The organism is Acinetobacter sp. CIP 102637, from assembly GCF_000368425.1.
GTDB classification, from domain to species: Bacteria; Pseudomonadota; Gammaproteobacteria; order Pseudomonadales; family Moraxellaceae; genus Acinetobacter; species Acinetobacter parvus.
Genome location: NZ_KB849435.1, coordinates 1,705,734 through 1,728,428, shown reverse-complemented (window position 1 = coordinate 1,728,428; position 22,695 = coordinate 1,705,734). Strand labels below are relative to the sequence as shown.

The 22,695-nt window shown below is 42.8% G+C and carries 19 protein-coding genes and 1 pseudogene; 9 read left to right on the top strand and 11 right to left on the bottom strand.

The genetic code is table 11. The annotated features are described in order from the left end of the window. Positions 1-137 precede the first annotated feature (137 nt). Positions 138-773: a peroxiredoxin gene (locus F967_RS11300; protein ID WP_004799962.1), complete on the bottom strand. Its 636-nt coding sequence runs from the start codon at positions 771-773 to the stop codon at positions 138-140. Positions 774-1,139: 366 nt separating this feature from the next. Between F967_RS11300 and secA the strand changes: the two genes are divergently transcribed. Together secA and F967_RS11290 are read left to right on the top strand one after the other, a co-directional pair. Then, positions 1,140-3,875 (top strand): preprotein translocase subunit SecA, encoded by a 2,736-nt coding sequence (gene secA / locus F967_RS11295; protein WP_004799961.1) that lies wholly within the window; start codon positions 1,140-1,142, stop codon positions 3,873-3,875. 145 nt (positions 3,876-4,020) lie between these two features. Continuing rightward, the gene (locus tag F967_RS11290; protein WP_004799960.1) at positions 4,021-4,425 is read left to right on the top strand and encodes a hypothetical protein; all 405 of its coding nucleotides are present in this window, start codon (positions 4,021-4,023) and stop codon (positions 4,423-4,425) included. A gap of 62 nt (positions 4,426-4,487) precedes the next feature. On the opposite strand, the gene lpxO is transcribed toward F967_RS11290, so the two are convergent. The 3 genes from lpxO to trhA form a co-directional block, all read right to left on the bottom strand. After that, positions 4,488-5,393 carry a lipid A hydroxylase LpxO gene (gene lpxO / locus F967_RS11285; protein ID WP_004683077.1) on the bottom strand — a complete coding sequence of 302 codons (906 nt, stop codon included), beginning with the start codon at positions 5,391-5,393 and terminating at the stop codon, positions 4,488-4,490. Between the two features lie 160 nt (positions 5,394-5,553). Further along, positions 5,554-6,864: an MFS transporter gene (locus F967_RS11280; protein ID WP_004799959.1), complete on the bottom strand. Its 1,311-nt coding sequence runs from the start codon at positions 6,862-6,864 to the stop codon at positions 5,554-5,556. 100 nt (positions 6,865-6,964) lie between these two features. Next, on the bottom strand, positions 6,965-7,606 hold the full coding sequence (gene trhA / locus F967_RS11275; protein ID WP_004799957.1) for a PAQR family membrane homeostasis protein TrhA: 642 nt from the start codon (positions 7,604-7,606) through the stop codon (positions 6,965-6,967). 100 nt (positions 7,607-7,706) lie between these two features. Between trhA and F967_RS11270 the strand changes: the two genes are divergently transcribed. Together F967_RS11270 and F967_RS11265 are read left to right on the top strand one after the other, a co-directional pair. Next, positions 7,707-8,924, top strand: coding sequence for a class I SAM-dependent methyltransferase (locus F967_RS11270; protein WP_004799956.1), 1,218 nt, complete (start codon positions 7,707-7,709; stop codon positions 8,922-8,924). Positions 8,925-8,940: 16 nt separating this feature from the next. Continuing rightward, positions 8,941-9,363, top strand: coding sequence for a GNAT family N-acetyltransferase (locus F967_RS11265; RefSeq protein WP_004799955.1), 423 nt, complete (start codon positions 8,941-8,943; stop codon positions 9,361-9,363). Positions 9,364-9,439: 76 nt separating this feature from the next. On the opposite strand, the gene F967_RS11260 is transcribed toward F967_RS11265, so the two are convergent. From F967_RS11260 to F967_RS11245, 4 genes are all read right to left on the bottom strand, one after another. Next, a complete protein-coding gene (locus F967_RS11260; RefSeq protein ID WP_004683067.1) occupies positions 9,440-9,664 on the bottom strand; it encodes a hypothetical protein in 225 nt (74 codons plus the stop codon). Between the two features lie 160 nt (positions 9,665-9,824). Beyond that, complete coding sequence (locus tag F967_RS11255) at positions 9,825-11,960, bottom strand: 3-hydroxyacyl-CoA dehydrogenase NAD-binding domain-containing protein (RefSeq protein ID WP_004799952.1); 2,136 nt, start codon at positions 11,958-11,960, stop codon at positions 9,825-9,827. 10 nt (positions 11,961-11,970) lie between these two features. Continuing rightward, positions 11,971-13,176 carry an acetyl-CoA C-acetyltransferase gene (locus F967_RS11250; protein ID WP_004799949.1) on the bottom strand — a complete coding sequence of 402 codons (1,206 nt, stop codon included), beginning with the start codon at positions 13,174-13,176 and terminating at the stop codon, positions 11,971-11,973. 376 nt (positions 13,177-13,552) lie between these two features. After that, complete coding sequence (locus F967_RS11245; RefSeq protein WP_004799947.1) at positions 13,553-14,566, bottom strand: AraC family transcriptional regulator; 1,014 nt, start codon at positions 14,564-14,566, stop codon at positions 13,553-13,555. Positions 14,567-14,779: 213 nt separating this feature from the next. On the opposite strand from F967_RS11245, the gene F967_RS11240 reads away from it, so the two are divergent. From F967_RS11240 to F967_RS11230, 3 genes are all read left to right on the top strand, one after another. Then, complete coding sequence (locus F967_RS11240; protein ID WP_004799946.1) at positions 14,780-15,898, top strand: CaiB/BaiF CoA transferase family protein; 1,119 nt, start codon at positions 14,780-14,782, stop codon at positions 15,896-15,898. Positions 15,899-16,320: 422 nt separating this feature from the next. Continuing rightward, positions 16,321-17,964: a nitrite/sulfite reductase gene (locus F967_RS11235; protein WP_004799945.1), complete on the top strand. Its 1,644-nt coding sequence runs from the start codon at positions 16,321-16,323 to the stop codon at positions 17,962-17,964. Then, the gene (locus tag F967_RS11230) at positions 17,957-18,442 is read left to right on the top strand and encodes a DUF934 domain-containing protein (protein WP_004675657.1); all 486 of its coding nucleotides are present in this window, start codon (positions 17,957-17,959) and stop codon (positions 18,440-18,442) included. The genes F967_RS11235 and F967_RS11230 overlap by 8 nt, the downstream gene beginning before the upstream one ends. A 110-nt stretch (positions 18,443-18,552) precedes the next feature. Here F967_RS11230 and F967_RS11225 read toward each other — a convergent pair whose 3' ends face one another. The 3 genes from F967_RS11225 to F967_RS11215 all read right to left on the bottom strand — a co-directional run bounded on the left by F967_RS11225 (position 18,553) and on the right by F967_RS11215 (position 20,937). Further along, the gene (locus F967_RS11225; protein ID WP_004799944.1) at positions 18,553-18,996 is read right to left on the bottom strand and encodes a VOC family protein; all 444 of its coding nucleotides are present in this window, start codon (positions 18,994-18,996) and stop codon (positions 18,553-18,555) included. Positions 18,997-19,134: 138 nt separating this feature from the next. After that, complete coding sequence (locus F967_RS11220) at positions 19,135-20,310, bottom strand: thiolase family protein (RefSeq protein ID WP_004683057.1); 1,176 nt, start codon at positions 20,308-20,310, stop codon at positions 19,135-19,137. Between the two features lie 111 nt (positions 20,311-20,421). Continuing rightward, positions 20,422-20,937, bottom strand: a complete 516-nt coding sequence (locus F967_RS11215) for a GspH/FimT family pseudopilin (protein ID WP_004799943.1) — start codon at positions 20,935-20,937, stop codon at positions 20,422-20,424. A 390-nt stretch (positions 20,938-21,327) separates the two neighbouring features. Between F967_RS11215 and omp38 the strand changes: the two genes are divergently transcribed. Continuing rightward, on the top strand, positions 21,328-22,395 hold the full coding sequence (gene omp38 / locus F967_RS11210; protein WP_004799942.1) for an outer membrane protein Omp38: 1,068 nt from the start codon (positions 21,328-21,330) through the stop codon (positions 22,393-22,395). A gap of 108 nt (positions 22,396-22,503) precedes the next feature. Further along, positions 22,504-22,683, top strand: a pseudogene (locus F967_RS14770) (IS3 family transposase); the annotation flags it as partial. Positions 22,684-22,695 lie beyond the last annotated feature (12 nt).

Sequence of the window (22,695 nt, the reverse complement as noted above, 5' to 3'; positions counted from 1 at the left end):
TTGTGTTTGGAGTTGAATTATTCTTATAGCCTATTGATTGGAAAATACCAAGTAGGGGACGATGGTAATCGTCCCGATAAAGAAATCATGAGATTTAAAAATAGTACCTCATCAAACGGTGGGATTGCCATCCCACCCTACTCAGGCTGTGGTGTCAGTCTTAAATAAGGTTTCACTGCTGTATAACCTTTAGGAAAGCGTTGCTTGATTTCCTCTTCATCTTTCAGGGATGGCACAATCACCACATCCTCACCCTGTTGCCAATTGGCAGGTGTTGCCACTTTATGCTTGTCAGTCAGTTGCAGTGAATCCACCACACGCAACACTTCATTAAAGTTGCGACCTGTTGAGGCAGGGTAGGTGATGATCAGGCGAACTTTCTTGTTCGGGTCAATAATCACCAGGGAACGTACCGTTAAGGTTTCGCTGGCATTTGGATGGATAAAACCATAAAGCTCAGACACCTTGCGGTCTTTATCTGCAATAATCGGGAAATTCACTGTAGTGTTCTGGGTCTCGTTAATGTCCTGAATCCAGCCCTTATGTGATTCAACATCATCCACAGACAGTGCAATTGCCCTGACGCCACGTTTTGCAAACTCATCTTTCAGCTTGGCGGTATAACCTAATTCAGTAGTACAGACAGGTGTGTAGTCTGCTGGGTGTGAAAACAGGATTCCCCAGCCATCCCCTAGAAACTCATAAAAATCAATAATGCCCTCGCTTGATTCTTGTTGGAAATTTGGGGCTATATCACCTAAACGTAAGCTCATTCTTGGTCTCCTCATTCTGCTTATCTGATGCTGTGTCTTCTTACTATGCGCCAATTTATATATGAATCAAATCATTGTTTTTTTATTTGTTTATAAGTTTTTTATATATAGGTGAGGTGTTGAGGATAAAAAATGATCAGAATTTCATAGGCAAATCGATGTAACTTAAATGCAAATTTGCTACATTAACGCTCTTTGGTTATGCCTGTCAGAATCGCCTCGCAGATTTTTTTACCTGTTTGGATGCAAAGCACTTGTAGTTCTTATTTCTGGCTCCATAATAACAACCAAGAAAAAATTAACCGACCTAGAGTTTGTTGATCTTTACGACAAACCCTATAACAAACAGGATTAGAGAGTTTATTCATGTTGGCAAGTCTGATCGGAGGTATCTTCGGTACAAAAAATGAGCGTGAGCTCAAACGCATGCGCAAAATTGTTGAACAAATCAATGCGCTGGAACCGACGATATCTGCTCTTAGCGATGCAGACCTCTCTGCAAAAACTCCAGAATTCAAACAACGTTTTCAGAACGGTGAAAGTTTAGATAAATTATTGCCTGAAGCCTTTGCGGTGTGCCGTGAGGCGGCAAAGCGTGTCATGGGCATGCGCCATTATGATGTGCAGTTGATTGGTGGTATCACCCTGCACGAAGGCAAGATTGCCGAAATGCGTACAGGTGAAGGTAAAACCCTGATGGGTACACTGGCCTGTTACCTCAATGCCTTGAGTGGTCAGGGTGTTCACGTCATTACCGTGAACGACTACTTGGCACAACGTGATGCTGAGTTAAACCGTCCTTTATTCGAATTTTTAGGTTTAAGCATTGGGGTAATTTACTCCATGCAAATGCCTGCCGAAAAGGCGCAGGCCTATAATTCAGACATTACCTACGGGACCAACAACGAATTTGGTTTTGACTATCTTCGTGACAACATGGTGTTTTCTCTTCAGGAGAAAAAACAACGTGGTCTCAGCTATGCCATCATTGACGAAGTGGATTCAATCCTGATTGATGAGGCACGTACGCCGTTGATCATTTCAGGGCAGAGTGAAGACTCTTCCCATCTGTACCAGTTGATCAACAGTATTCCTCCGCAACTACGTCCACAGAAAGAAGAAAAAGTGGCTGATGGCGGACATTTCTGGGTTGATGAAAAACAGCGTTCAGTTGAAATGACTGAAATCGGTTATGAAACCGTTGAACAGGAATTGATTCGTATGGGGCTGCTGGCTGAAGGTGAAAGCCTGTATTCAGCAGCCAACCTGAATCTGGTGCACCATGTGACTGCGGCGATTCGTGCACATTACCTTTATCAAAAGAATGTGCATTACATCATTGGCATTAATCCACAGTCACAAAAAGAAGAAGTCATCATTGTGGATGAGAGCACGGGCCGTACCATGCCTGGCCGTCGTTGGTCTGAGGGTTTGCACCAAGCAGTTGAAGCCAAAGAGAACATGGAAATCCAGCCTGAGAACCAGACGCTGGCAACCACAACATTCCAGAACTATTTCCGTCTGTATAAAAAGCTTTCAGGGATGACGGGTACTGCCGATACTGAAGCAGCGGAAATGAAAGAAATCTATGGTCTGGATGTGGTGATTATTCCAACACACCGTCCAATGGTGCGCCAGGACCACAATGACCTGATTTATTTAAACCGTAATGGTAAATACAGTGCCATTATTGAGGAAATCACCAATATCCGTCAGCAGGGTGTTGCGCCAATCCTGATTGGTACAGCCACCATTGAGGCCAGTGAAATCCTGTCTGCCAAACTGTTGCAGGCTGGGATTCACCATGAAGTATTGAACGCCAAACAGCACGAACGTGAAGCAGATATTATTGCACAGGCGGGTAGTCCAAATGCGGTGACCATTGCCACCAACATGGCGGGTCGTGGTACGGATATCTTGCTCGGCGGTAACTGGAAAGCCAAGCTGGCGAAAATTGAAAACCCAACCCCTGAAGATGAAGCACGTTTGCAGGCACAGTGGGAAAAAGACCATGAAGATGTTCTGGCATCGGGTGGTCTGCACATCATTGGTTCTGAACGTCATGAATCACGCCGTATTGATAACCAGCTACGTGGTCGTGCGGGCCGTCAGGGTGACCCTGGTGTGTCGCGTTTCTATCTGTCGCTTGAAGATGACCTGATGCGTATCTTCGCGGGTGATCGTGTGGTGGCGATGATGCGTGCAATGGGCTTACAGGAAAATGAAGCCATTGAGCACAAGATGGTGAGCCGTTCCATTGAAAATGCACAGCGCAAGGTTGAGGCACGTAACTTCGATATTCGTAAGAACCTGTTGAAGTATGATGATGTCAATAATGAACAGCGTAAGATTATCTATTCGCAGCGTGATGAGATTCTGGCGGAAAGCACACTACAGGCCTACATTGAGGAAATGCACCATGAAGTGGTGAAAGGCGTGATTGCGAACTTTATTCCACCAGAGTCAATTCATGACCAGTGGGACATAGCTGGTCTGGAAAATGCCCTGCGTACCGATTTAGGCATTGAGCTTCCTGTTCAGCAGTGGCTGGACCAAGACCGTCGTCTGGATGAAGAGGGGTTGATTGAGCGTATCTCTGATGAGGTGATCAGCCGTTACCGTCAGCGCCGTGAACAGATGGGTGATGAGTCGGCGGCGATGCTTGAGCGTCACTTTATGCTGAACTCACTGGATCGTCACTGGAAAGATCACCTGGCGGCGATGGACTACTTGCGTCAGGGTATCCATTTACGTGGCTATGCACAGAAAAACCCTGAACAGGAATACAAGAAAGAGGCATTCAACCTGTTTGTGAATATGCTGGCTATTATCAAGTCTGACGTGGTGACGGATTTATCCCGTGTCCATGTTCCGACCGCTGAAGAACTGGCTGAGTTAGAGGCTCAACAGCAACGTCAGGCCGAATCAATGCGTCTTTCTTTTGAACATGATGATGTTGATGGCTTAACAGGTGAAGTGACCATTTCTGAAGAACCAGACCGTTCATTGGCAAATGCCCAGTTCGAAGTTCCAGAAAGCCGTAACGCACCATGTCCATGTGGTTCTGGTTTAAAATATAAGCAATGTCACGGTAAAATCTAGTTTTAGGCTGATTTTTAGCTGTTATGAAGAGCAGGACTTAAGTCCTGCTTTTTTTACGAGAAGTAACTTGAGTCACAACTGGCTTTATAGTTAGATTATTGGGATTAATATTCTTGATTGAATGTGTATGAAAAGCGGGAAAGCAATGAAAAAAACATTAAAATTTTTGATTTTGGCAAGTGTGGCAGTGTCTGGTTTTGCAGTTGCGGCAGATGCACCACAAACAACCACTGTGGACAAGGTACTTGCCGCACAGGGCAACACCACAGCAGAGGCACAGGTAAAGCGTGATGTCACCACCATTATCAGCCCACGCACAGGAATTCGTTATACCTTGGGTGATACAGGCAATCGTCCAATCGTTTTACAAACTGCGGCGATTGCGCCTGCAAACTCTGCCAATATCAACCGCATCGTGGCATCAAATCCTGCTTTGTCTGCCAAGAGTCAGGAAAAAGCCAAGATTGCCCTAATTGGTGAGGCAGCTGTTCAGGCGGCAGATATGGCAGCGCAAACCACCAGTGCCCAAACAGCTCAAACAAATCAATAACGATTGATTTTGCAATAAAAAAGAGATGCGATGACATCTCTTTTTTATTAGTTGAAACTTTATTATAAAAAGCTTGGCAGCAAGATGAGCCCGATAATCATGCCAAACAGCAGCCATTTAGATACATAGTATAGACGACGGTTACGTTGCTTTAAGCCACGACCATAATGGTGTACCGCATAGCCGTATTTAAAGATGCGGTTGATAAAGCCAGTCTTGTCCTGATCATCATTGGGCGAGCTTGCCGCAGACATGACATTGCGTCCAAACCAGTGGTTGAAACGTTGTGCCCAGCCCCATTTCATCGGACGTTCGATGTCACAGAACAGGATAATACGGGTTTGATCAGTCTGGTTATGCGCCCAATGCACATAGGTTTCATCAAAAACGGTGGCTTCACCATCTCTCCAGCTATAACGTTGCTGATCGACCTCAATGAAGCAATCATCGCTATTTGGTGTGACTAAACCTAAATGATAACGAACTGAACCTGCATAAGGGTCGCGGTGTTTGCCTAAATAACTTCCTGATGGTAGCTCAGTAAACATGGCAGCTTTGACAGAGGGAATACTTTCCAGTAATGCCACTGTTTTAGGACAAAGTTGCTGCGCCGATGGGTGGCTGTCCTGATACCATTTTAAGTAGAAACGTTTCCAGCCACGTTTAAAGAATGTGTTAAAACCCGCATCATTATTTTTTTCCGCCGCCTTAATCTGGCTTTGGAGTTGAATGGCTTCCTCACGAATCACCTGCCAGTTATCCTGCAATGGCTTGAGCTCTGGGAACTGTGCCACATCAAAGAATGGTTGATTTGGGAGCTTTGAGAAGCCAGTCATAAACATATTGACGGGTGCCAAAAACGTGGAATGATCAAATAATTGTCTAGAGGCTTTTAAGCGTTCTTTACCACGATAATAGGTATATAAGAAGCTGAGCAAAAATACGGCAACGATAATCACTGCGTACATAACACAATCGTCTAAAAAAATGGAAGCGGTAATTTTACCATAAAAAATATTTTGGAAAATGTTGTGATCTATTTAACGGGGAGGGCTTGGGTATTGCCCGATAAATGGTATTCCAGATGATCCAGGTTTTTTTATTTTTGGATCATCTGGAAAATGAGGTTTAAATCTGGTTATTTACATCATCATGCTTGGTTTCACGAATCAGTAAAAACGCGATTAAAGAGAGAATGGATGCCAAACTTAGATATAAACCAACAGCACCAAGACCATAATTTTCCGCTAGTTTGGTGGCGATATAAGGCGCAAAAGACGCACCAAAAATACCTGCCAAATTGAATGTCAAAGCTGAACCTGTATAGCGCACTGAGGTTGGGAAAATTTCAGAAAGTACCGTGCCAATCGGGCCATAAGTCAATCCCATGATGGAAAGGCCAATACAGAGGAACAGGAACACCAGTATTGGGTTGCCTGAACCCAGTAGTGGCGCAAAGCATAATCCGAACAGTGCTGAAAGTACGCAGACAGCAATCGAGGTATTTTTGCGGCCAAACTTCTCTGCAAAAATCGCAGACAGCGGAATAAATGCTGCAAAGCATAGCGTGGCGATCAACTGCAAGCCAAGAAAATCACCGCGTGCATAACCCAGCTTGGAGGTTCCCCAGTTCAACGCAAACACGGTGGTGAGATAGAACACCACAAATGTACAGATTGCGGCAATGGTGCCCAGTACCAACATGGGGAAATGCTTGGTCATAACTTCCTTGAAAGGGACATTGATCTCTTTCTGCTTATTCAACACTTTCTGGAAAGCAGGGGTTTCATGCAGTTTTAAACGAATATACAAACCGACCAACACCAGAATTGCACTGGAGATAAATGGAATCCGCCAGCCCCATGTCATAAAGGCCTGTTCCGACATAAAGGCATTCAGCAGGAGGAATGAACCTGTTGCCAGAATAAAGCCAATCGGTGCGCCAAGCTGTGGGAACATGCCATACCATGCACGTTTACCCTCTGGGGCATTTTCAGTGGCAAGTAGAACCGCGCCACTCCATTCACCGCCCAAGCCTAAACCTTGTCCTAAACGACATAAGGCAAGTAGCAATGGGGCAACAATCCCAATCTGGGCATAGGTCGGCAGTAGACCAATACAGACAGTGGAAATTCCCATGGTGAGTAGGGCGGCAACCAGTGTGGCTTTACGTCCAATTCGGTCACCCAGATGTCCAAAAATCGCCGCACCAATCGGGCGGGCAATAAAAGCGATGGCAAAGGTTGCCAGTGATTTGAGTACCGCAGCACCATCACTGCTTTCAGGAAAAAATAAATGGGGGAAAATTAGGACTGCCGCTGTGGCGTAGATATAAAAGTCGAAAAACTCAATCGTAGTACCGACCAGACTGGCAAATAATACCCGTACCTTTGAATTACTGGCCACTTCAGTGGTGACAGTCGTAGCGTTTGACGACATACAAAACCTTAATGTGATTTATTCAGGAAACAGTAAAACCTGTCCTGAAATTTCTTTTGAATGCGGAATTTACCCAGCAAGCTGCCTGCGATGCATGGATTTATAATACATAGCAATAGATCGCTAAAAAGTGTAAACCTGCCCCTAATAGCACAAAAACATGCCAAATTGTGTGGGTATATCTTACATTTTTTAAAGCATAAAACAATGTGCCGACCGTATAGGCCAGTCCACCTGCAATCAGGAGCTGTATTGCATCCTTGGAAAGATAGCGCTGCATGTCATCCATCACCAAAACCGCCAACCAGCCCATCACCAGATAGGCTGCCAGGGACACTCTCTGGAAACGGTGAATAAACACCAGCTTAAACAATGTTCCAATCAATGCAATGACCCAGAGAGCAATCAGTAGGTGGTGTGCCTTTGCCGTTGGAATGGCAATGCTGAGAAAGGGGGTGTAAGTCCCTGCGATTAAATAATAAATAGCAGTATGATCAAGTTTTTTATACCAATAACGTTTACGTTCGTCCTGAGCAAAGTGATACAGCATGGAACTGCTGAGCAATAACACCAGACTCAGCCCATAGACCCATAAGCTGATCCATTGTCCCAAAGGTAAACCATAGCCTTTCACAATCAGAAAAATGGTAGCAATCAATGCCAGTACGGCACCCAGGCCATGACTATAGGCATTGATGAGTTCTTCTTTGGGATCATAATCGAGTGGGGAGGTTGAAGCCATTCATAGCTCATCTGAATAAAAATACAACTGTATCGTAATGCAATTTCCCTTTTAAAGTAAGACGCTTTAGAATTTAGTTTCCATTTGTCAGGTTTTCACTATGTTTGCGCCGAAATTTTCTTTTGAACAGGAACAGCAGTTTTTCTTGGATATCCAGCAATCTATTGAAAATAAAAGCTTTGAACGACTTGTTCTTAGTCAGTACAAAGGTGAACTGGCAGATCTGGAAAAGATGACGTTTCGCATGATTGAGTTGCAGGGGCAGCCAACCTTGTCTTGCCTGTATCACCACACCACTCAAGACATCACCAAAAACTATGCAATTGCTGAGGGGCTGGAGAAAATTGCTGAGCTATTGAACCTGTCTAAACAGGCAAATTTATTTACACTCAATCAGGATATTCAACTGAAAAAAAATAAAAAGAAAGCCATGCTGAATATCCAGAAAAAACAGGCTTCATCAGCAAAAGTGGAACAGCATCAGCATAACCGTGAAAAGCAGCGTTATGTTGATCAGCACAGCTCATTTTTAATGCATCTGGGCATTACCGATGAAAAAGGGCAGATCATTCCGAGCATGGCGCGTAAGTGGAAACAGATTAATAAGTTCATTGAAATCTTTTCCAATGCCTATGAACAGATTGATGCCTCACAGCAAGAGTTGAACATTGTCGATTTTGGTTCAGGTAAGGGCTATTTAACCTTTGCCTTGTATGACTATTTGTTGGCACAACATAAAACACCACTGATTACTGGTGTTGAACTTCGTTCCAATCTGGTGGAGTTCTGCCAAAATGTAGCTGATCAGGTCGGATTTCATCATCTCGATTTTTTTGAGGGGGATGTACGCAGTTATCAACCTGCAAAGCTGGACGTGATGATTGCCCTGCATGCCTGTGACATTGCAACTGACTTTGCCATCCATACAGGAATTCGCTTAAATGCTTCCATGATTATGTGCGCGCCGTGTTGCCATAAAGAATTAAGGCCGCAACTCAAGAGTCCAGAAGTGTTGCAACCGATGCTTCAGTTTGGCATTCATGCAGGCCAGCAGGCAGAAATGCTGACCGATACCCTACGGGCCTTATTGCTCAAGGCCTATGGTTATGAAACCAAGGTATTTGAATTTGTGGCATTGGCACATACCAGCAAAAACAAGATGATTCTGGCAACCAAACGCAAGGATATTCAACAGCCTGACCCAAACATCATGCAGCAGATTCAGGCCTTAAAAGCCATGTATGGCATTGAAAAACAATCTCTGGAATTGTTGTTGCAGGATCAAATGCCAGTCGAAAATCTGGGTTGCAAGTGTTAGGCGTGTTAAGATCGGTATGTTAAGCGTTGAAAATGGCGATTGGGATCAATTGCAGCAAGATGCCAGACTGATTCGGGAATTGGTGTTTATTGTTGAACAAAATATTCCTGAACAGGATGAGTGGGATGATCAGGATGCCATTTCACAGCATTTTGTGGTTTATGATCGTGATCAACCTGTAGCCACAGCGCGTCTATTGCAAAACAATAGTGTTGGGCGCGTGGCGGTCATCCAAAAATATCGGGGGCAGGGCATTGGACGAATGATTATGTTGGATATTATTCGCTATGCACAACAGCAACATCGTCCATTCCTCAAACTGTCATCACAGGTTCATGCCATTTCATTTTATGAAAAACTTGGTTTTGTCACGCAAGGCGATCCGTATGATGAATGTGGCATTCCCCATATTGAAATGATGATGCCACTTATACCATAAGTGTCATAGATTAATGGATTGAACTTAAACTCTATAATTTCTGGTATCAAATTTTAGGTATGCTAGCCCAATTCAATCATTCGTGGTGCTGATGTGTTTCAGTATTGCCTGTCTCAGTGGTCATGGAAGACTGTGACATTTCAGCTGCTGCCGCTGCTTTTTTTTGATTCATTGGCATATAGTCAGGCTCATTATTTATGGCTAAATAAAAAATCACCATAAAGATAAAGCTTAAAATGCAAGTGATGATCAGTGCTTTCCAACCCCACGGCGAGGTTTCAGGACATAATTTCTCAGACATAAGACAAATTTCCAAAGGACAAAAAGTAAAGCAGAATTGGTATATTTATAGCACAATTTGTGATGGATTAGACGTAATTCGGTTTTCTATCAATAAATACAAAAAAGCTCATATCAGTTAAAGAAACTGATATGAGCGTAAAGTGAAGAGAGTGAAAAAATTATTGAATAATTTCTTTCTTCTGCGCTTTGTCTTTTAACAATTGTGGTGGATTGAAACGTTCACCATATTGAGCAGCCAATTCTTCTGAACGTTGTAGTGATTTTTCAATCCCATTTTGATTTAGGAATTGAATTGCACCACCAGTCCATGGAGCAAAACCGATTCCAAAAATTGAACCGACATTGGCATCAATTACTGATTCTAGAACACATTCTTCATAGCAGCGTAAAGTATCCAGCGCTTGAACAAACAAGAAACGATCAATCATATCTTGTTCAGAAATATCATTCGCTTTTGTCCAACGGCTGAGCCCATCCCACAAATGTTTTTTTCCATTTTCTGGATATTCATAGAAGCCTGCACCTGCTGCTTTACCTTTACGATTTAGCTCGTGAATCATGGTGTGAACCACTTCATCTACAGGGGTTTTCGGTAAGTCTTTCCCTTCAGCTTGCAATGCTTTACGCGTTTCGCTTGCTACATGCTCAGTCAGAGTTAAAGATACTTCATCCTGAATCGCAAGAGGACCAACAGGCATAGCAGCTTTGAGTGCTGCCATTTCGATTTTCGCTGGATGTACGCCCTCAGCAAGAAGACGCATACCTTCTTGAATGAACGTACCAAACACACGACTGGTAAAGAAACCACGACTGTCATTTACCACGATTGGTGTTTTAGCAATTTGTTGTACAAAGTCATAGGCTTTAGCTAATGTTGCAGCTGAAGTTTCTTTACCTTTGATGATTTCAACCAATTGCATTTTGTCGACTGGGCTAAAGAAATGTAAGCCAATAAAGTTTTTAGCATCTTTACTTGCTGTTGCTAGACCTGTGATCGGTAAGGTAGACGTGTTCGATGCAAAGATTCCATCTTCCGCTAAATACTGCTCAGCTTCTTGAGTCACCTTGGCTTTGAGTTCTTGATTTTCAAATACTGCTTCAATGATTAAGTCACAGCCTTGTAGATCAGCTGCATCAGCAGTTGCAGTAATAAGTCCCAACACTTGATCACGTTTTTCTGCGGTCATACGACCTTGTGAAACACGTTTATCAAGTAGCTTTTGCGAATAAGCTTTGCCTTTCTCCGCATTTTCTACAGAAACGTCTTTGAGCACAACTGGAATGCCTTTGATTGCGGTTGAATAGGCAATCCCTGCACCCATCATACCTGCACCTAAAACACCGACTTTTTTCGCTTGCCATTTAGCAACTTCAGCAGGACGACTCGCACCTGATTTAATTGCATTTAGACCATGCCAGAACGTACCAATCATGTTCTTCGACACTTGACCGACAGTCAGTTGTGTAAAGTAACGTGATTCAATACGAAGTGCAGTATCTACATCGACTTGTGCACCTTCAACTGCAGCCGCCATGATCGCTTCAGGAGCAGGGTAGCAACCTTTGGTTTTGTCACGTAGCATGGCAGGGGCAATTGCAAGCACTTGTGCAACCGCAGGCGTCTTAGGATCACCACCAGGGATTTTGTAGCCTTTCACATCAAATGGTTGCTGTGATTTTGGATTAGCTTTCACCCAAGCAATTGCTTTTTCTAAAAGCTCTTGTTCATTCTCAGCCGTGTCATGTACCAAACCAAGAGATTTTGCTTTATCGACACCAAATTGCTTACCTTCCATGAGGAACGGGAATGCATTTTGTAAGCCGAGCAGACGCACCATACGGACGATGCCACCACCACCAGGAAGTAGTCCTAAAGTCACTTCAGGTAAACCAAATTTAGTTTTTGGATCATTAATAGCAATACGATAATGACAACCTAAAGCGATTTCCCAGCCACCACCAAGCGCAGTGCCGTTTAAAGCTGCAACAACAGGCACACCTAAAGTTTCGATTGTGCGTAAGTCACCTTTGAGTTTTTCAATCATCTTGAAAAATTCAGTAGCGTGTTCAGGTTGTACCTGAATCAGCTCATCTAGGTCACCACCAGCAAAGAAGGTTTTCTTAGCTGAACGGAAAATAATACCTTTCAGATCAGTTTCAGCTTTAAGCTTTTGACTGACTTCATCTAAAGCATCACGGAACTCTGCATTCATGGTGTTTGCAGATTGACCAGATGAATCTAGTGTAAGAATTACAATATTGTCAGCGTTTTTTTCGTATTTAATAGCGCTCATGTTGTTCTCCTTACACCAACTCGATAATGGTAGCAATCCCCATACCACCACCGACACACAACGTTGCTAGACCACGTTTTTTACCTTGACGCTCTAATTCATCTAACAAAGTTCCTAGAATCATGGCACCAGTTGCCCCTAATGGATGTCCCATCGCAATCGCACCACCATTGACGTTGACTTTCTCAGCAGGAACTTTCAGTTCTGTAATAAAACGCATTACCACAGCTGCAAAAGCTTCATTCACTTCAAATAAATCAATATCGTTGATGCTCAAGCCTGCTTTTTCTAATGCTTTACGTGCAGCAGGGGCAGGACCAGTCAACATAATGGTTGGATCTGTACCGACTAATGCAGTTGCAAGCACCTTGGCACGAGGTTTTAAGCCTTGCTCTTTAACTGCTTTCTCAGAAGCCAATAACACCACCGCAGCACCATCGACGATACCTGATGAGTTACCTGCATGATGAACGTGATTAATTTTTTGCGCTTCAGGATACTTCTGTAAAGCAACAGCATCGAAGCCCATTTGACCCATCATTTCAAAGCTAGCATTCAGTTTTGCTAGACCTTCAACTGTGGTATTTCCTTTGATAAATTCATCTTTTTCTAAGATTGTTACACCTGCATGATCTTTCACAGGTACAACTGATTTATCGAAATAACCATTTGCCTGAGCAGCAGCAGCCTTTTGTTGCGAACCGACCGCAAATGCATCTACATCTGCGCGGCTATAACCATCTAAAGTGGCAATCAGGTCAGCACCAACACCTTGTGGGACAAAGGAGGACTTCAAGTTGGTTTCTGGATCAAGCGCCCATGGACCACCATCAGAACCCATTGGAATGCGTGACATGGATTCCACACCGCCAGCAACCACAACATCTTCCCAACCTGAACGAACTTTTTGTGCTGCCAAGTTCACGGCTTCTAAACCAGAAGCACAGAAACGGTTGATTTGTACGCCTGCGACATCATCATTCCAACCTGCAGCAATCGCAGCAGTTTTGGCAATATCCCCACCTTGATCACCAATTGGTGTCACACAACCGAGAACGATATCATCGACTTTAGATGTGTCGAGTTGATGGCGTTGTTGTAATTCATTCAATAATGTTGTGAGTAAAGTAATTGGTTTTACTTCATGTAATGAGCCGTCTTTTTTTCCTTTTCCGCGTGGTGTGCGAATGGCATCAATAATATAGGCCTCGCTCATAGCTGTTCCTTGTATTGCCTTAAATTAAAATCATTGTGCTTCGAGTGTACTCAATTTAAGTGGCAGTGCAATGATGATAAACGTTGGCAAGCTTGATGTTTTTCGCCAATTTTAATCGTTAAAATGGCATGCATAAATAAAATAAGGAAAACAGCATGAGTCAAATCCAGTTTTTTAGCAGTCAGGATGGGGAAATAAAGTTAGAGGTTAATCTGGAACGGGAAACTGTTTGGTTAAGTCAGGCATAGATGGCAGAGTTGTTTGGCACAAAACGCCCTGCAATTACCAAACATTTGGGAAACATCTTTAAAGTTTTTGAACTTGAACAAAGTTCAGTATGTTCCATTTTGGAACATACTGCGAGTGATGGCAAAATTTATAAATGCTGCCCATGCAACTGACGATATAAACCAGGAGTAACACCTGTCCATTTCTTGAAGGCACGGTGGAAGGTACTGGTTTCACTAAAGCCGACCTGTTGAGCAACGTCTTCAAGGGTAAGGTTTGGCGTTAACAATAAATGAATGGCGGCATCACGGCGCAGCGCATCTTTGACACCTTGATAGCTCTTACCTTCCGCAGCCAAACGGCGACGCAAAGTTTGCGGAGAAAGATACAGCATGGAGGCCACATTATTCAGTGTCGGCATTTCATCACCGATCTGACTTTTTAACACATCACGAATGCGCGATGTGAGCGAGTTGGTGTTCTTGAATTTTACCAGCAGTTGCGCTGGTGCAGCTTTTAAAAATTCCTCTAAGGTCTTTTCATCTTGACGGATCGGAAGATCAAGATAGTCCGCAGCAAATGTGATTTCCGTACGTGGTGCATCGAATTGCATCACAGGCGCAAAAAATAGCGCATCATATTCATCGGCGTGGTTAGGGCGTTCATAACCAAAATGGACGCGCTCCAAAGGTAAGCGACGTTCAATTAGCCATGAAGCCAGACCATGCCAGATCATCAGCATGCTTTCAGTAATGAAGTGATCGGGATCCAGAGCTTTGGGAATATGCGGCACTAAACGTGCTTCATGCTTGTCACGTTCCAGACTCACCGACCATTCATCTCCAAACAATTTATAGAATTGAGATGAGAGTTCGAGTGCCTGTCCAAGTGTTTTCGAATGTATGATCAATTGGCACATGATAGCAAACGTACCCAGACGGCGTGGCTGGACATCAAAGCCCACATGCTCGTCCTGCGTCACCATCCACAACATTTTAACGAAACGGGTGTATTGCTCTGGGGAGATTCGGGCCTTGGGTTGGCGCAGCAATTCTGCTTCAATACCGACATGTGAAAGTAATGTTTCCACGTCCATGCCGAGGCGTTTGACACCTGTTAAAGCCGCATTCACGAAGTGGATGCTGATCGTATCACGGCTCATATTGAATCCTTCAGTTTCTTTACTATTCACGATAATTGACCTAAATAACCGTCTAAAATATCTAATTGAGCAATTGACAAGAAAAATAATTGCTCATTCAGTACATGTTAAATTGCCGAAACGATCAAGGTAAATGGCTGAACATGACATTGTTTTTGTGTTTATCCAAACCTAATATAAAAGAAAATTTAAACAAACTGAGTAGAAATTATTATGCCAACCGCTTTAAAGGGATTGAAAGTTCTGGATTTTTCAACGTTATTGCCTGGACCATTTGCCAGCATGTACCTTGCCGACATGGGTGCAGAAGTGATCCATGTAGAATCTCCGAGTCGTCCAGATTTGGTTCGAATCATGCCACCTTATGCCAATGGACAGGCGACAGCGCATAGTTATTTAAACCGTAACAAGCAGTCGATTGCACTCGATTTAAAAGATGCAGCCAATATTGAAATGATCAGGAACAAGATTTCCGAGTTTGACATCCTGCTGGAACAGTTCCGTCCAGATGTGATGCGCCGTTTGGGCTTGGACTATGAAACCCTGGCAGAGATCAATCCACGTTTAATCTACTGTTCAATTACAGGCTACGGTCAAACAGGTACTTATAAAGACCGTGCAGGGCATGACATTAACTATCTGGCACTGGCAGGTGTTTCTGGTCATAGTGGTCGTCAGGATGGTGGCCCACCGCCATTGGGCATCCAGATTGCCGATGTTGCGGGTGGTTCACTGCATGCGGTGATTGGTATTCTCGCAGCTGTGGTCGAACGTCAGCGCAGTGGCATGGGGCAATACATAGATATTTCTATGACGGACTGTGTGGCTAGTTTAAATAGTATGGCCGCCTCAGCAAGTTTGGCTGGTCAGACACCGCAAGGTCCTGAGCAAGGGATGCTGAATGGTGCTATTTTCTATGACTATTATGAAACCAAAGATGGTCGTTATTTCTCTGTAGGAAGTTTAGAACCACAGTTTATGACTGGGTTAGCTGCTGCATTAGATTTACCTATATTGATGGCAAAAGGTAGTTCTTTTGACCCTGAAGACCGTCAAGCGATTAAACAAGCCTTAAAGGAAAAGTTTAGCTCCAAAGATTTTGCTGAGTGGCAATCAATTTTTTCGCAATTAGATATTTGTGTTGAGCCAGTGTTGAGCTTGGATGAAGCTTTGACTTCACCGATTGCAAAACAACGTGGTTGGGTGGTCGATGTGCCTTTATCTGAAAATACAGATCAAACTGAGCCTCAATTAGCATGCCCAATCAAATTTTCACGTTCTCAAATGCGATATCAATTTATGGGGCAAGGATTAGGTCAAGGAAAATGGTAGAAAAAATGTGCATACAATCACAACTTGGTGAGCTATCGCACAGTTAATCAAGTGATTAACATTTTGAATAAATTAATCAATTAAAAATGGGCGTAACCTTTTATATACAAAAGCATAAAAGAGAGGTGGTCCTACGTGTTTGAACAACTAAAAGCTTATTTATAAGTGATATTCTGCTCTAGTTAAGCTACCTTATTTTGTTGTGGTAGCTGGTCTCTTGTAGCTTATGCATTGCCAAATAAGAACTAATTTCATTTAGAAAATGATTGTAAAAGCTCAGATTCGTCTGAGTTTTTTCTTTTTGGGGCAATTAGATAGGCTTATCAATAAAATCGTTATTAAATATGCAAAAAAAGCATTTTGTTGATGAATAAAAGCTCGCTATGCTAGTTGCCTTTATAATGAATGACTAGCCATACGCCATGTATTTATATACGGATTTCGATCAACAACTGATTAACCAACGTGTTGCTCAGTTCCGCGATCAAACAGAACGCTATTTAGCAGGAAAATTGACCGAAGACGAATATCGTCCATTACGTTTGCAAAATGGTCTGTACGTGCAACGTTATGCACCTATGCTCCGTATCGCTGTGCCGTATGGCTTGATGAATACTAAACAACTCAGAAAAATTGCTGAAATCGCGACTGAATATGATCGTGGTTATGCCCACGTTTCAACTCGTCAAAATATTCAGTTGAACTGGCCTGCTTTAGAAAATGTACCTGATATTCTTGCAGAGCTAGCAACAGTACAAATGCATGCAGTACAAACATCAGGTAACTGTATTCGTAATACCACCACTGATCAGTTTGCGGGTGTTGTTGCAGGTGAAATTGCAGATCCACGTCCAACGTGTGAATTAATTCGTCAGTGGAGTACTTTTCATCCTGAATTTGCGTTCTTGCCACGTAAGTTCAAGATCGCCGTGTCTGCTCTGGAAGAAAAAGACCGTGCCGCAACTGCTTTCCACGATATTGGTGTTTATATCGTTCGCAATGAAGCGGGCGAAATGGGCTATAAAATCATGGTTGGTGGTGGCTTGGGCCGTACCCCAATCATTGGTAGCGTAATCCGTGAGTTCTTACCACGTGAAGACTTGATTGCCTATCTTGAAGCGACCTTGCGTGTCTATAACCTGCATGGCCGTCGAGACAACAAATACAAGGCACGTATTAAGATTCTCGTGAAAGCACTCACACCAGCAGTGTTCGCAGAAAAAGTTGAGGCTGAATTTGAGCACACCCGTGAAGCATTGAAGATTCAGCCTGAGATCTTGGAAAAATTAGATGAAGAATTCACTCCATTTGATTATCAAGATTTAGAAGATCAGGATTTTTCAGCACTGTTTGCTGAACATCCAAAATTTAAGCAATGGTTTAACGTCAACACCAATGCACATAAAGTCAAAGGCTATCGTATCGTCACGATTTCACTAAAACGTGCAGGCGTTGCCCCTGGTGATGTGACTTCTGAAGAAATGAACTTAATCGCAGACTTAGCGGATAAGTACACTTTTGGTGAGTTCCGTACTACACATGAACAAAATATTTCACTCGTGGATGTACCACAAAAAGACCTGTTTGAATTGTGGCAAACGCTTGAACATCACAACATGGCACGCGCGCATATCGGCTTTATTACCGATATTATTTGCTGCCCAGGTGGTGATTTCTGTTCATTGGCCAATGCGAAATCCATTCCAATTTCAGAAGCGATAAGCCGTCGTTTTGAAGATTTAGATACCATTTATAATTTGGGTGAACTTGATCTGAATATCTCAGGCTGTATGAATGCCTGTGGTCATCACCATGTTGGTAACATCGGTATTTTGGGAGTCGATAAGAAAGGTGCTGAGTTCTATCAAATCACTTTAGGTGGTCACGCTGATCACGATGCGTCGTTGGGGGACATTCTGGGGCCATCGTTTGCTGCGGATGCCGTTCCTGATGTGATTGAAGAAATCCTCAATACCTATCTTGACTTGCGTACAGAGGGTGAGCGTTTCATCGACACTTACCGCCGTGTTGGCATCCAGCCATTTAAGGAGCGTGCTTATGCTTAATACATCGCTACAAGTGCTTTCTAAAGATGGCACAATTGCAGACAATAGCTATCAAGTGATTGCTGAAGATGGTCTGATTCCGCAAGGTGATGTAGTGCTGACCACTGCACAACTTGATCAGTTGACACAGGTACAAGGTAAAAAGGCTTTATATATCACGGTCAATGATTCACCTGAAACCCATCAATTTCCATTAAATGAACTAGATGCAATTTTTATCGAGTTTGCTGGTTTTGGTGATGGTCGGGGCTACTCCTTTGCTGCGTTATTACGCCGTCAGGGCTATCAGGGTGAATTACGTGCAGTAGGTGATGTGTTTAAGGATGTTTTAAATTATTTGAAACGTTCTGGCTTTGATACCTTTGTTGTCAAAGAGGGCAAGGACATTCACGAAGCGGCTGCTGGACTTCAGGATTTTACTCACCCTTATCAGGCTTCAACCGCAGTGCCACAGGCCAGTTATCAAACGGGTGCGTAAGTATCCTCAAAGCAAAAGCTGAACTACGGTTCAGCTTTTTTATTATATGCAAATATTGATGCTTAGAACTTCATCAAAAAATTATTTCGATGAAGTCTTTATTCTGTTATTTATATGCTCTCAAGCTGACAATTGACCATCCACTTGACTCCGAACTGATCGGTAAATGCACCGTAGAGTGCACCCCAGAAAGTTTTCTCCAGTTGCATTTCAATATGACCATGTACTGAAAGCTGGTTAAATAAACGTCGTGCTTCCATTTCATCATATTCAAGATTAATCGAAATATAATGGTTATTTCCTGGCGTAAACACACTATTTGCTGCGCAAAACTGATCGTTGACATCCGATCCCATCAGAACCGTAGATTCATTGATCGGTAAGGAAACGTGCAGGATTAAACTTTTATCGACTTCAGACAGGGTGATTCCCTCAGTTGGTGGCATATCTCCATAGCGACTAATCATGGAAAATTCACCGCCAAACACAGACTGGTAAAAAATGAATGCCTGTTCGGCTTGTCCTTGGAAATTGAGATAATGATTGAGTTGCATGGGAAATTCCTTGTTGTTTTTTTATACACAACATAACTTATCGGGATTTTTAGATAAGGTGCATTATTTTTTTGTAATTATGAAAATAAAAAATCCTGCATCAAGCAGGATTTTTTTATAGAAAAGAATGATAGATATTTAGATCAATTCAATCGCAACAGCAGTTGCCTCACCACCGCCGATACACAGGGCTGCAACACCTTTCTTGCCACCCGTACGTTTAAGTGCATGAATCAGGGTCAAAATGATACGCGAACCAGTAGAACCAACTGGGTGTCCAAGAGCACAGGCACCACCATTGATATTGACTTTTTCTGCATCTAATTTGAAGTCATCAATTGGACACATGGTCACCATGGCAAATGCTTCGTTGATTTCCCAAAGGTCAACGTCTTGCGCATCCCAGCCCGCCTTGTTCAACACTTTCTGAATTGCACCTACAGGCGCAATGGTAAATTCAGATGGATGCTGGGAATTTGATGCGGTTGCAACGATTTTTGCCAAAGGTTGTAAGCCACGTTGAGCAGCCACATCACTGTTGGTAAGTACAAGTGCAGACGCGCCGTCAGAAATTGAGCTGGCATTCGCCGCAGTAATGGTACCGTCTTTGGCAAAAGCTGGTTTTAAGCTTGGGATTTTATCCAGCTTGGCATTTAAAGGTTGCTCATCCTGATCAACAACCACATCACCTTTACGGCTTGAGACGGTTACAGCAACGATTTCATCCTTGAAATAACCTTCAGTAATCGCTTTTTGGGCACGTTGTAAAGAACGAATGGCAAAGTCATCCATTTGCTCACGGGTATAACCACGTGTATTTGCCATGTCCTGGGCAAATGAACCCATTAAGCGACCAGTTTCAGCATCTTCAAGACCATCAAGGAACATATGGTCCTTAATTTCCCCATGACCCATACGGTAGCCTGCACGTGCTTTGGGCAATACATAAGGTGCATTGGTCATGGATTCCATACCGCCTGCAACCACAATTTCAGCACTGCCTGCCTTGATCATGTCAGCTGCCTGCATAACCGCTTTCATGCCAGAGCCACACAGCTTGTTAATTGTCACTGCGCCTGTTGAGTCAGGTAAACCAGCCTTACGCATTGCCTGACGGGCAGGGCCTTGCTTTAAGCCTGCTGGTAACACACAACCCATGATGACTTCTTCTACATCAGTTGGCTGTAGACCAGCACGGGCAATTGCTTCTTTAATTGTGATTGCACCCAGTTCTGGTGCAGTTGCACTCGATAATGCACCTTGGAAGCCGCCCATTGCCGTACGGGCGCCATTGACAATTACGATGTCAGTCATTGTGTGTCTCCAGACTTATAATTTGCAGAGAATGTTCAAAACCTATGCAGTATAGTAAAAAAAAACAGTGAATAAAGTGTTTTATGTCGCCTTGCCTAGACTGAAGAGTTTTTAGCAGGTGGGTGTTTTCTCAAATCGTGGATGCCCCATACGACCAATGACCAGTTTTGAGTGATCATCCAGTGAATTGGAACAATAGATAAAGCTACCATTTGAAGCGAAAGGCAAGCCATTTTCCTGCTGGAAGATAATGTATCGTGGGGAAGAGCCAAAGCCTCTATAGCTTAGTGAACCATATTTATGATTAAGTGTGCTGGCAAATAACAAGGTTTCGTCATTGTCACGTTGTCTATTCTTATTGCTATCTATAAAGCTAATAAAACCCTTGTTCCAGTCATTATGGCAACTCTCTAAATCCTGACTTGGGCAAATGATCACGTTTTTATGGTAAATTTGTGCATCAATCTTTGCTTTTTGTATGTTCATTGTGAGTATTCTAATGGTCTGGTTTGACTCCCAGGAAGCCAGTAAATGATGAAATGCTGGAATTGCGAAAGCGACTATTATGGACAAAATAGTCGTGGTCACCACCATTTCGGTTAAGGTAAAACCTAATGTTGTTTTCATGTGAAACCCAAGTAATTTTTGTTTAAATATATAAATAACAAAGTGTTAAAATGTGTTTTTAAAATTAAATAATACATTAACCCATATTTAGGCCATTATTTAAATAGAAATGCTACATAGCAAATAAATAAAAACTTGCGAACGATAATTGATTATTACTTTACATGGGAATTGAAAATTTACTGAACTACAACGGAAATTGTAAGAAATTTTGTCAATAATTTACTAGGTTAAAGTTATCAAGCACTTGGAAAATTACTCGAGTGTTTGTATGATACAAAGTTAAGTGAATAGCTTAAAAAGAACATTTTAAGTGCTTGATGCTTATGAGTGGTCAAAAATTATAGGCTAAACTTAACAACAAACAAATGTTATCTCTGGAGGATATCCATGAAATTGAGTCGTATTGCAATTGCTATGCTTGTTGCTGCTCCTTTAGCTGCTGCTAACGCGGGCGTAACAATCACTCCATTATTGCTTGGTTACACATTCCAAGACACTAAACACAACAATGGTGATAAGCACTTAACTAACGGTGGCGAACTACAAGACGATTTATTCGTTGGTGCTGCTATTGGTGTTGAATTAACACCTTGGTTAGGTTTCGAAGTTGAATATAACCAAGTTAAAGGTGATGTTGACAGCCTTGCTGCTAACTCTGAATATAAGCAACAACAAATCAACGGTAACTTCTATGTTACTTCTGATTTGATCACTAAAAACTATGACAGCAAAATCAAGCCATATGTATTGTTAGGTGCTGGTCATTACAAATACTCTTTTACTGATGCTAATGAAGCAGAGTTAGGTCGTGTTGGTCGTGGTTTGAAAGAAGAAGGTACTCTAGGTAATGCTGGTATCGGTGCTTTCTGGCGCTTAAACGATGCTTTATCTCTTCGTACTGAAGCTCGTGGTACTTATAATATCGACGAAGACTTCTGGAACTACACAGCACTTGCTGGTTTAAACGTTGTTCTTGGTGGTCACTTGAAGCCAGCTGCACCAGTAGTTGAAGTTGTTCCAGTACCAGTACCAGTACCAGTACCAGTTCAGCCGCAGCCACAAGAGATGACTGAAGACCTTAACATGGAACTTCGTGTATTCTTTGATACCAACAAGTCAGACATCAAGCCGCAGTACAAGTCTGAAATTGCGAAAGTAGCAGAGAAATTAGCTGAGTACCCGAATGCGACTGCTCGCATTGAAGGTCACACAGACAACACGGGTCCACGTAAGTTGAACGAACGTTTATCTTTAGCTCGTGCCAACTCTGTTAAGTCTGCACTTGTGAATGAATACAATGTTAACGCAACTCGCTTGACAACTCAGGGCTTCGCTTGGGATCAACCGATTGCAGACAACAAGACTAAAGAAGGTCGTGCTATGAACCGTCGCGTATTCGCTGCGATCACTGGTAGCCGTACTGTTGTTGTACAACCAGGTCAACAAGCTCAGTAATTGAGTCTTGATGATATGAAAGGGCGGCTCAATTGAGCCGCTTTTTTTATATCTATGTCTCGTCCTAATTAAGGTTGACACTTTCCATTCCTAAAATTGGAGAGTGTTATGACTAGAGTGCTTAGAAGAACACAACGAGATTATAGTCTCGTCTTTAAATTATCAGTTGTTGACCAAGTCGAAAAAGGTGAAATGATTTATAGGCAGGCCCAGGATAAATATGACATACAGGGCTGTTCAACAGTATTAGTTTGGCTTCGCAAGCATGGTAACCTAGACTGGAGTCAGTGAGCACTCTCT

Coding starts and splice junctions, on each gene's coding strand:
- F967_RS11270 (WP_004799956.1), top strand. CDS start 7,707: ATGTTTGCGCCGAAATTTTCTTTTGAACAGGAACAGCAGTTTTTCTTG.
- F967_RS11260 (WP_004683067.1), bottom strand. CDS start 9,664: ATGTCTGAGAAATTATGTCCTGAAACCTCGCCGTGGGGTTGGAAAGCA.
- F967_RS11300 (WP_004799962.1), bottom strand. CDS start 773: ATGAGCTTACGTTTAGGTGATATAGCCCCAAATTTCCAACAAGAATCA.
- F967_RS11250 (WP_004799949.1), bottom strand. CDS start 13,176: ATGAGCGAGGCCTATATTATTGATGCCATTCGCACACCACGCGGAAAA.
- F967_RS11225 (WP_004799944.1), bottom strand. CDS start 18,996: ATGCAACTCAATCATTATCTCAATTTCCAAGGACAAGCCGAACAGGCA.
- F967_RS11245 (WP_004799947.1), bottom strand. CDS start 14,566: ATGAGCCGTGATACGATCAGCATCCACTTCGTGAATGCGGCTTTAACA.
- F967_RS11280 (WP_004799959.1), bottom strand. CDS start 6,864: ATGTCGTCAAACGCTACGACTGTCACCACTGAAGTGGCCAGTAATTCA.
- F967_RS11290 (WP_004799960.1), top strand. CDS start 4,021: ATGAAAAAAACATTAAAATTTTTGATTTTGGCAAGTGTGGCAGTGTCT.
- omp38 (WP_004799942.1), top strand. CDS start 21,328: ATGAAATTGAGTCGTATTGCAATTGCTATGCTTGTTGCTGCTCCTTTA.
- F967_RS11265 (WP_004799955.1), top strand. CDS start 8,941: ATGTTAAGCGTTGAAAATGGCGATTGGGATCAATTGCAGCAAGATGCC.
- F967_RS11235 (WP_004799945.1), top strand. CDS start 16,321: ATGTATTTATATACGGATTTCGATCAACAACTGATTAACCAACGTGTT.
- F967_RS11230 (WP_004675657.1), top strand. CDS start 17,957: ATGCTTAATACATCGCTACAAGTGCTTTCTAAAGATGGCACAATTGCA.
- F967_RS11215 (WP_004799943.1), bottom strand. CDS start 20,937: ATGAAAACAACATTAGGTTTTACCTTAACCGAAATGGTGGTGACCACG.
- F967_RS11220 (WP_004683057.1), bottom strand. CDS start 20,310: ATGACTGACATCGTAATTGTCAATGGCGCCCGTACGGCAATGGGCGGC.
- trhA (WP_004799957.1), bottom strand. CDS start 7,606: ATGGCTTCAACCTCCCCACTCGATTATGATCCCAAAGAAGAACTCATC.
- F967_RS11255 (WP_004799952.1), bottom strand. CDS start 11,960: ATGAGCGCTATTAAATACGAAAAAAACGCTGACAATATTGTAATTCTT.
- lpxO (WP_004683077.1), bottom strand. CDS start 5,393: ATGTACGCAGTGATTATCGTTGCCGTATTTTTGCTCAGCTTCTTATAT.
- secA (WP_004799961.1), top strand. CDS start 1,140: ATGTTGGCAAGTCTGATCGGAGGTATCTTCGGTACAAAAAATGAGCGT.
- F967_RS11240 (WP_004799946.1), top strand. CDS start 14,780: ATGCCAACCGCTTTAAAGGGATTGAAAGTTCTGGATTTTTCAACGTTA.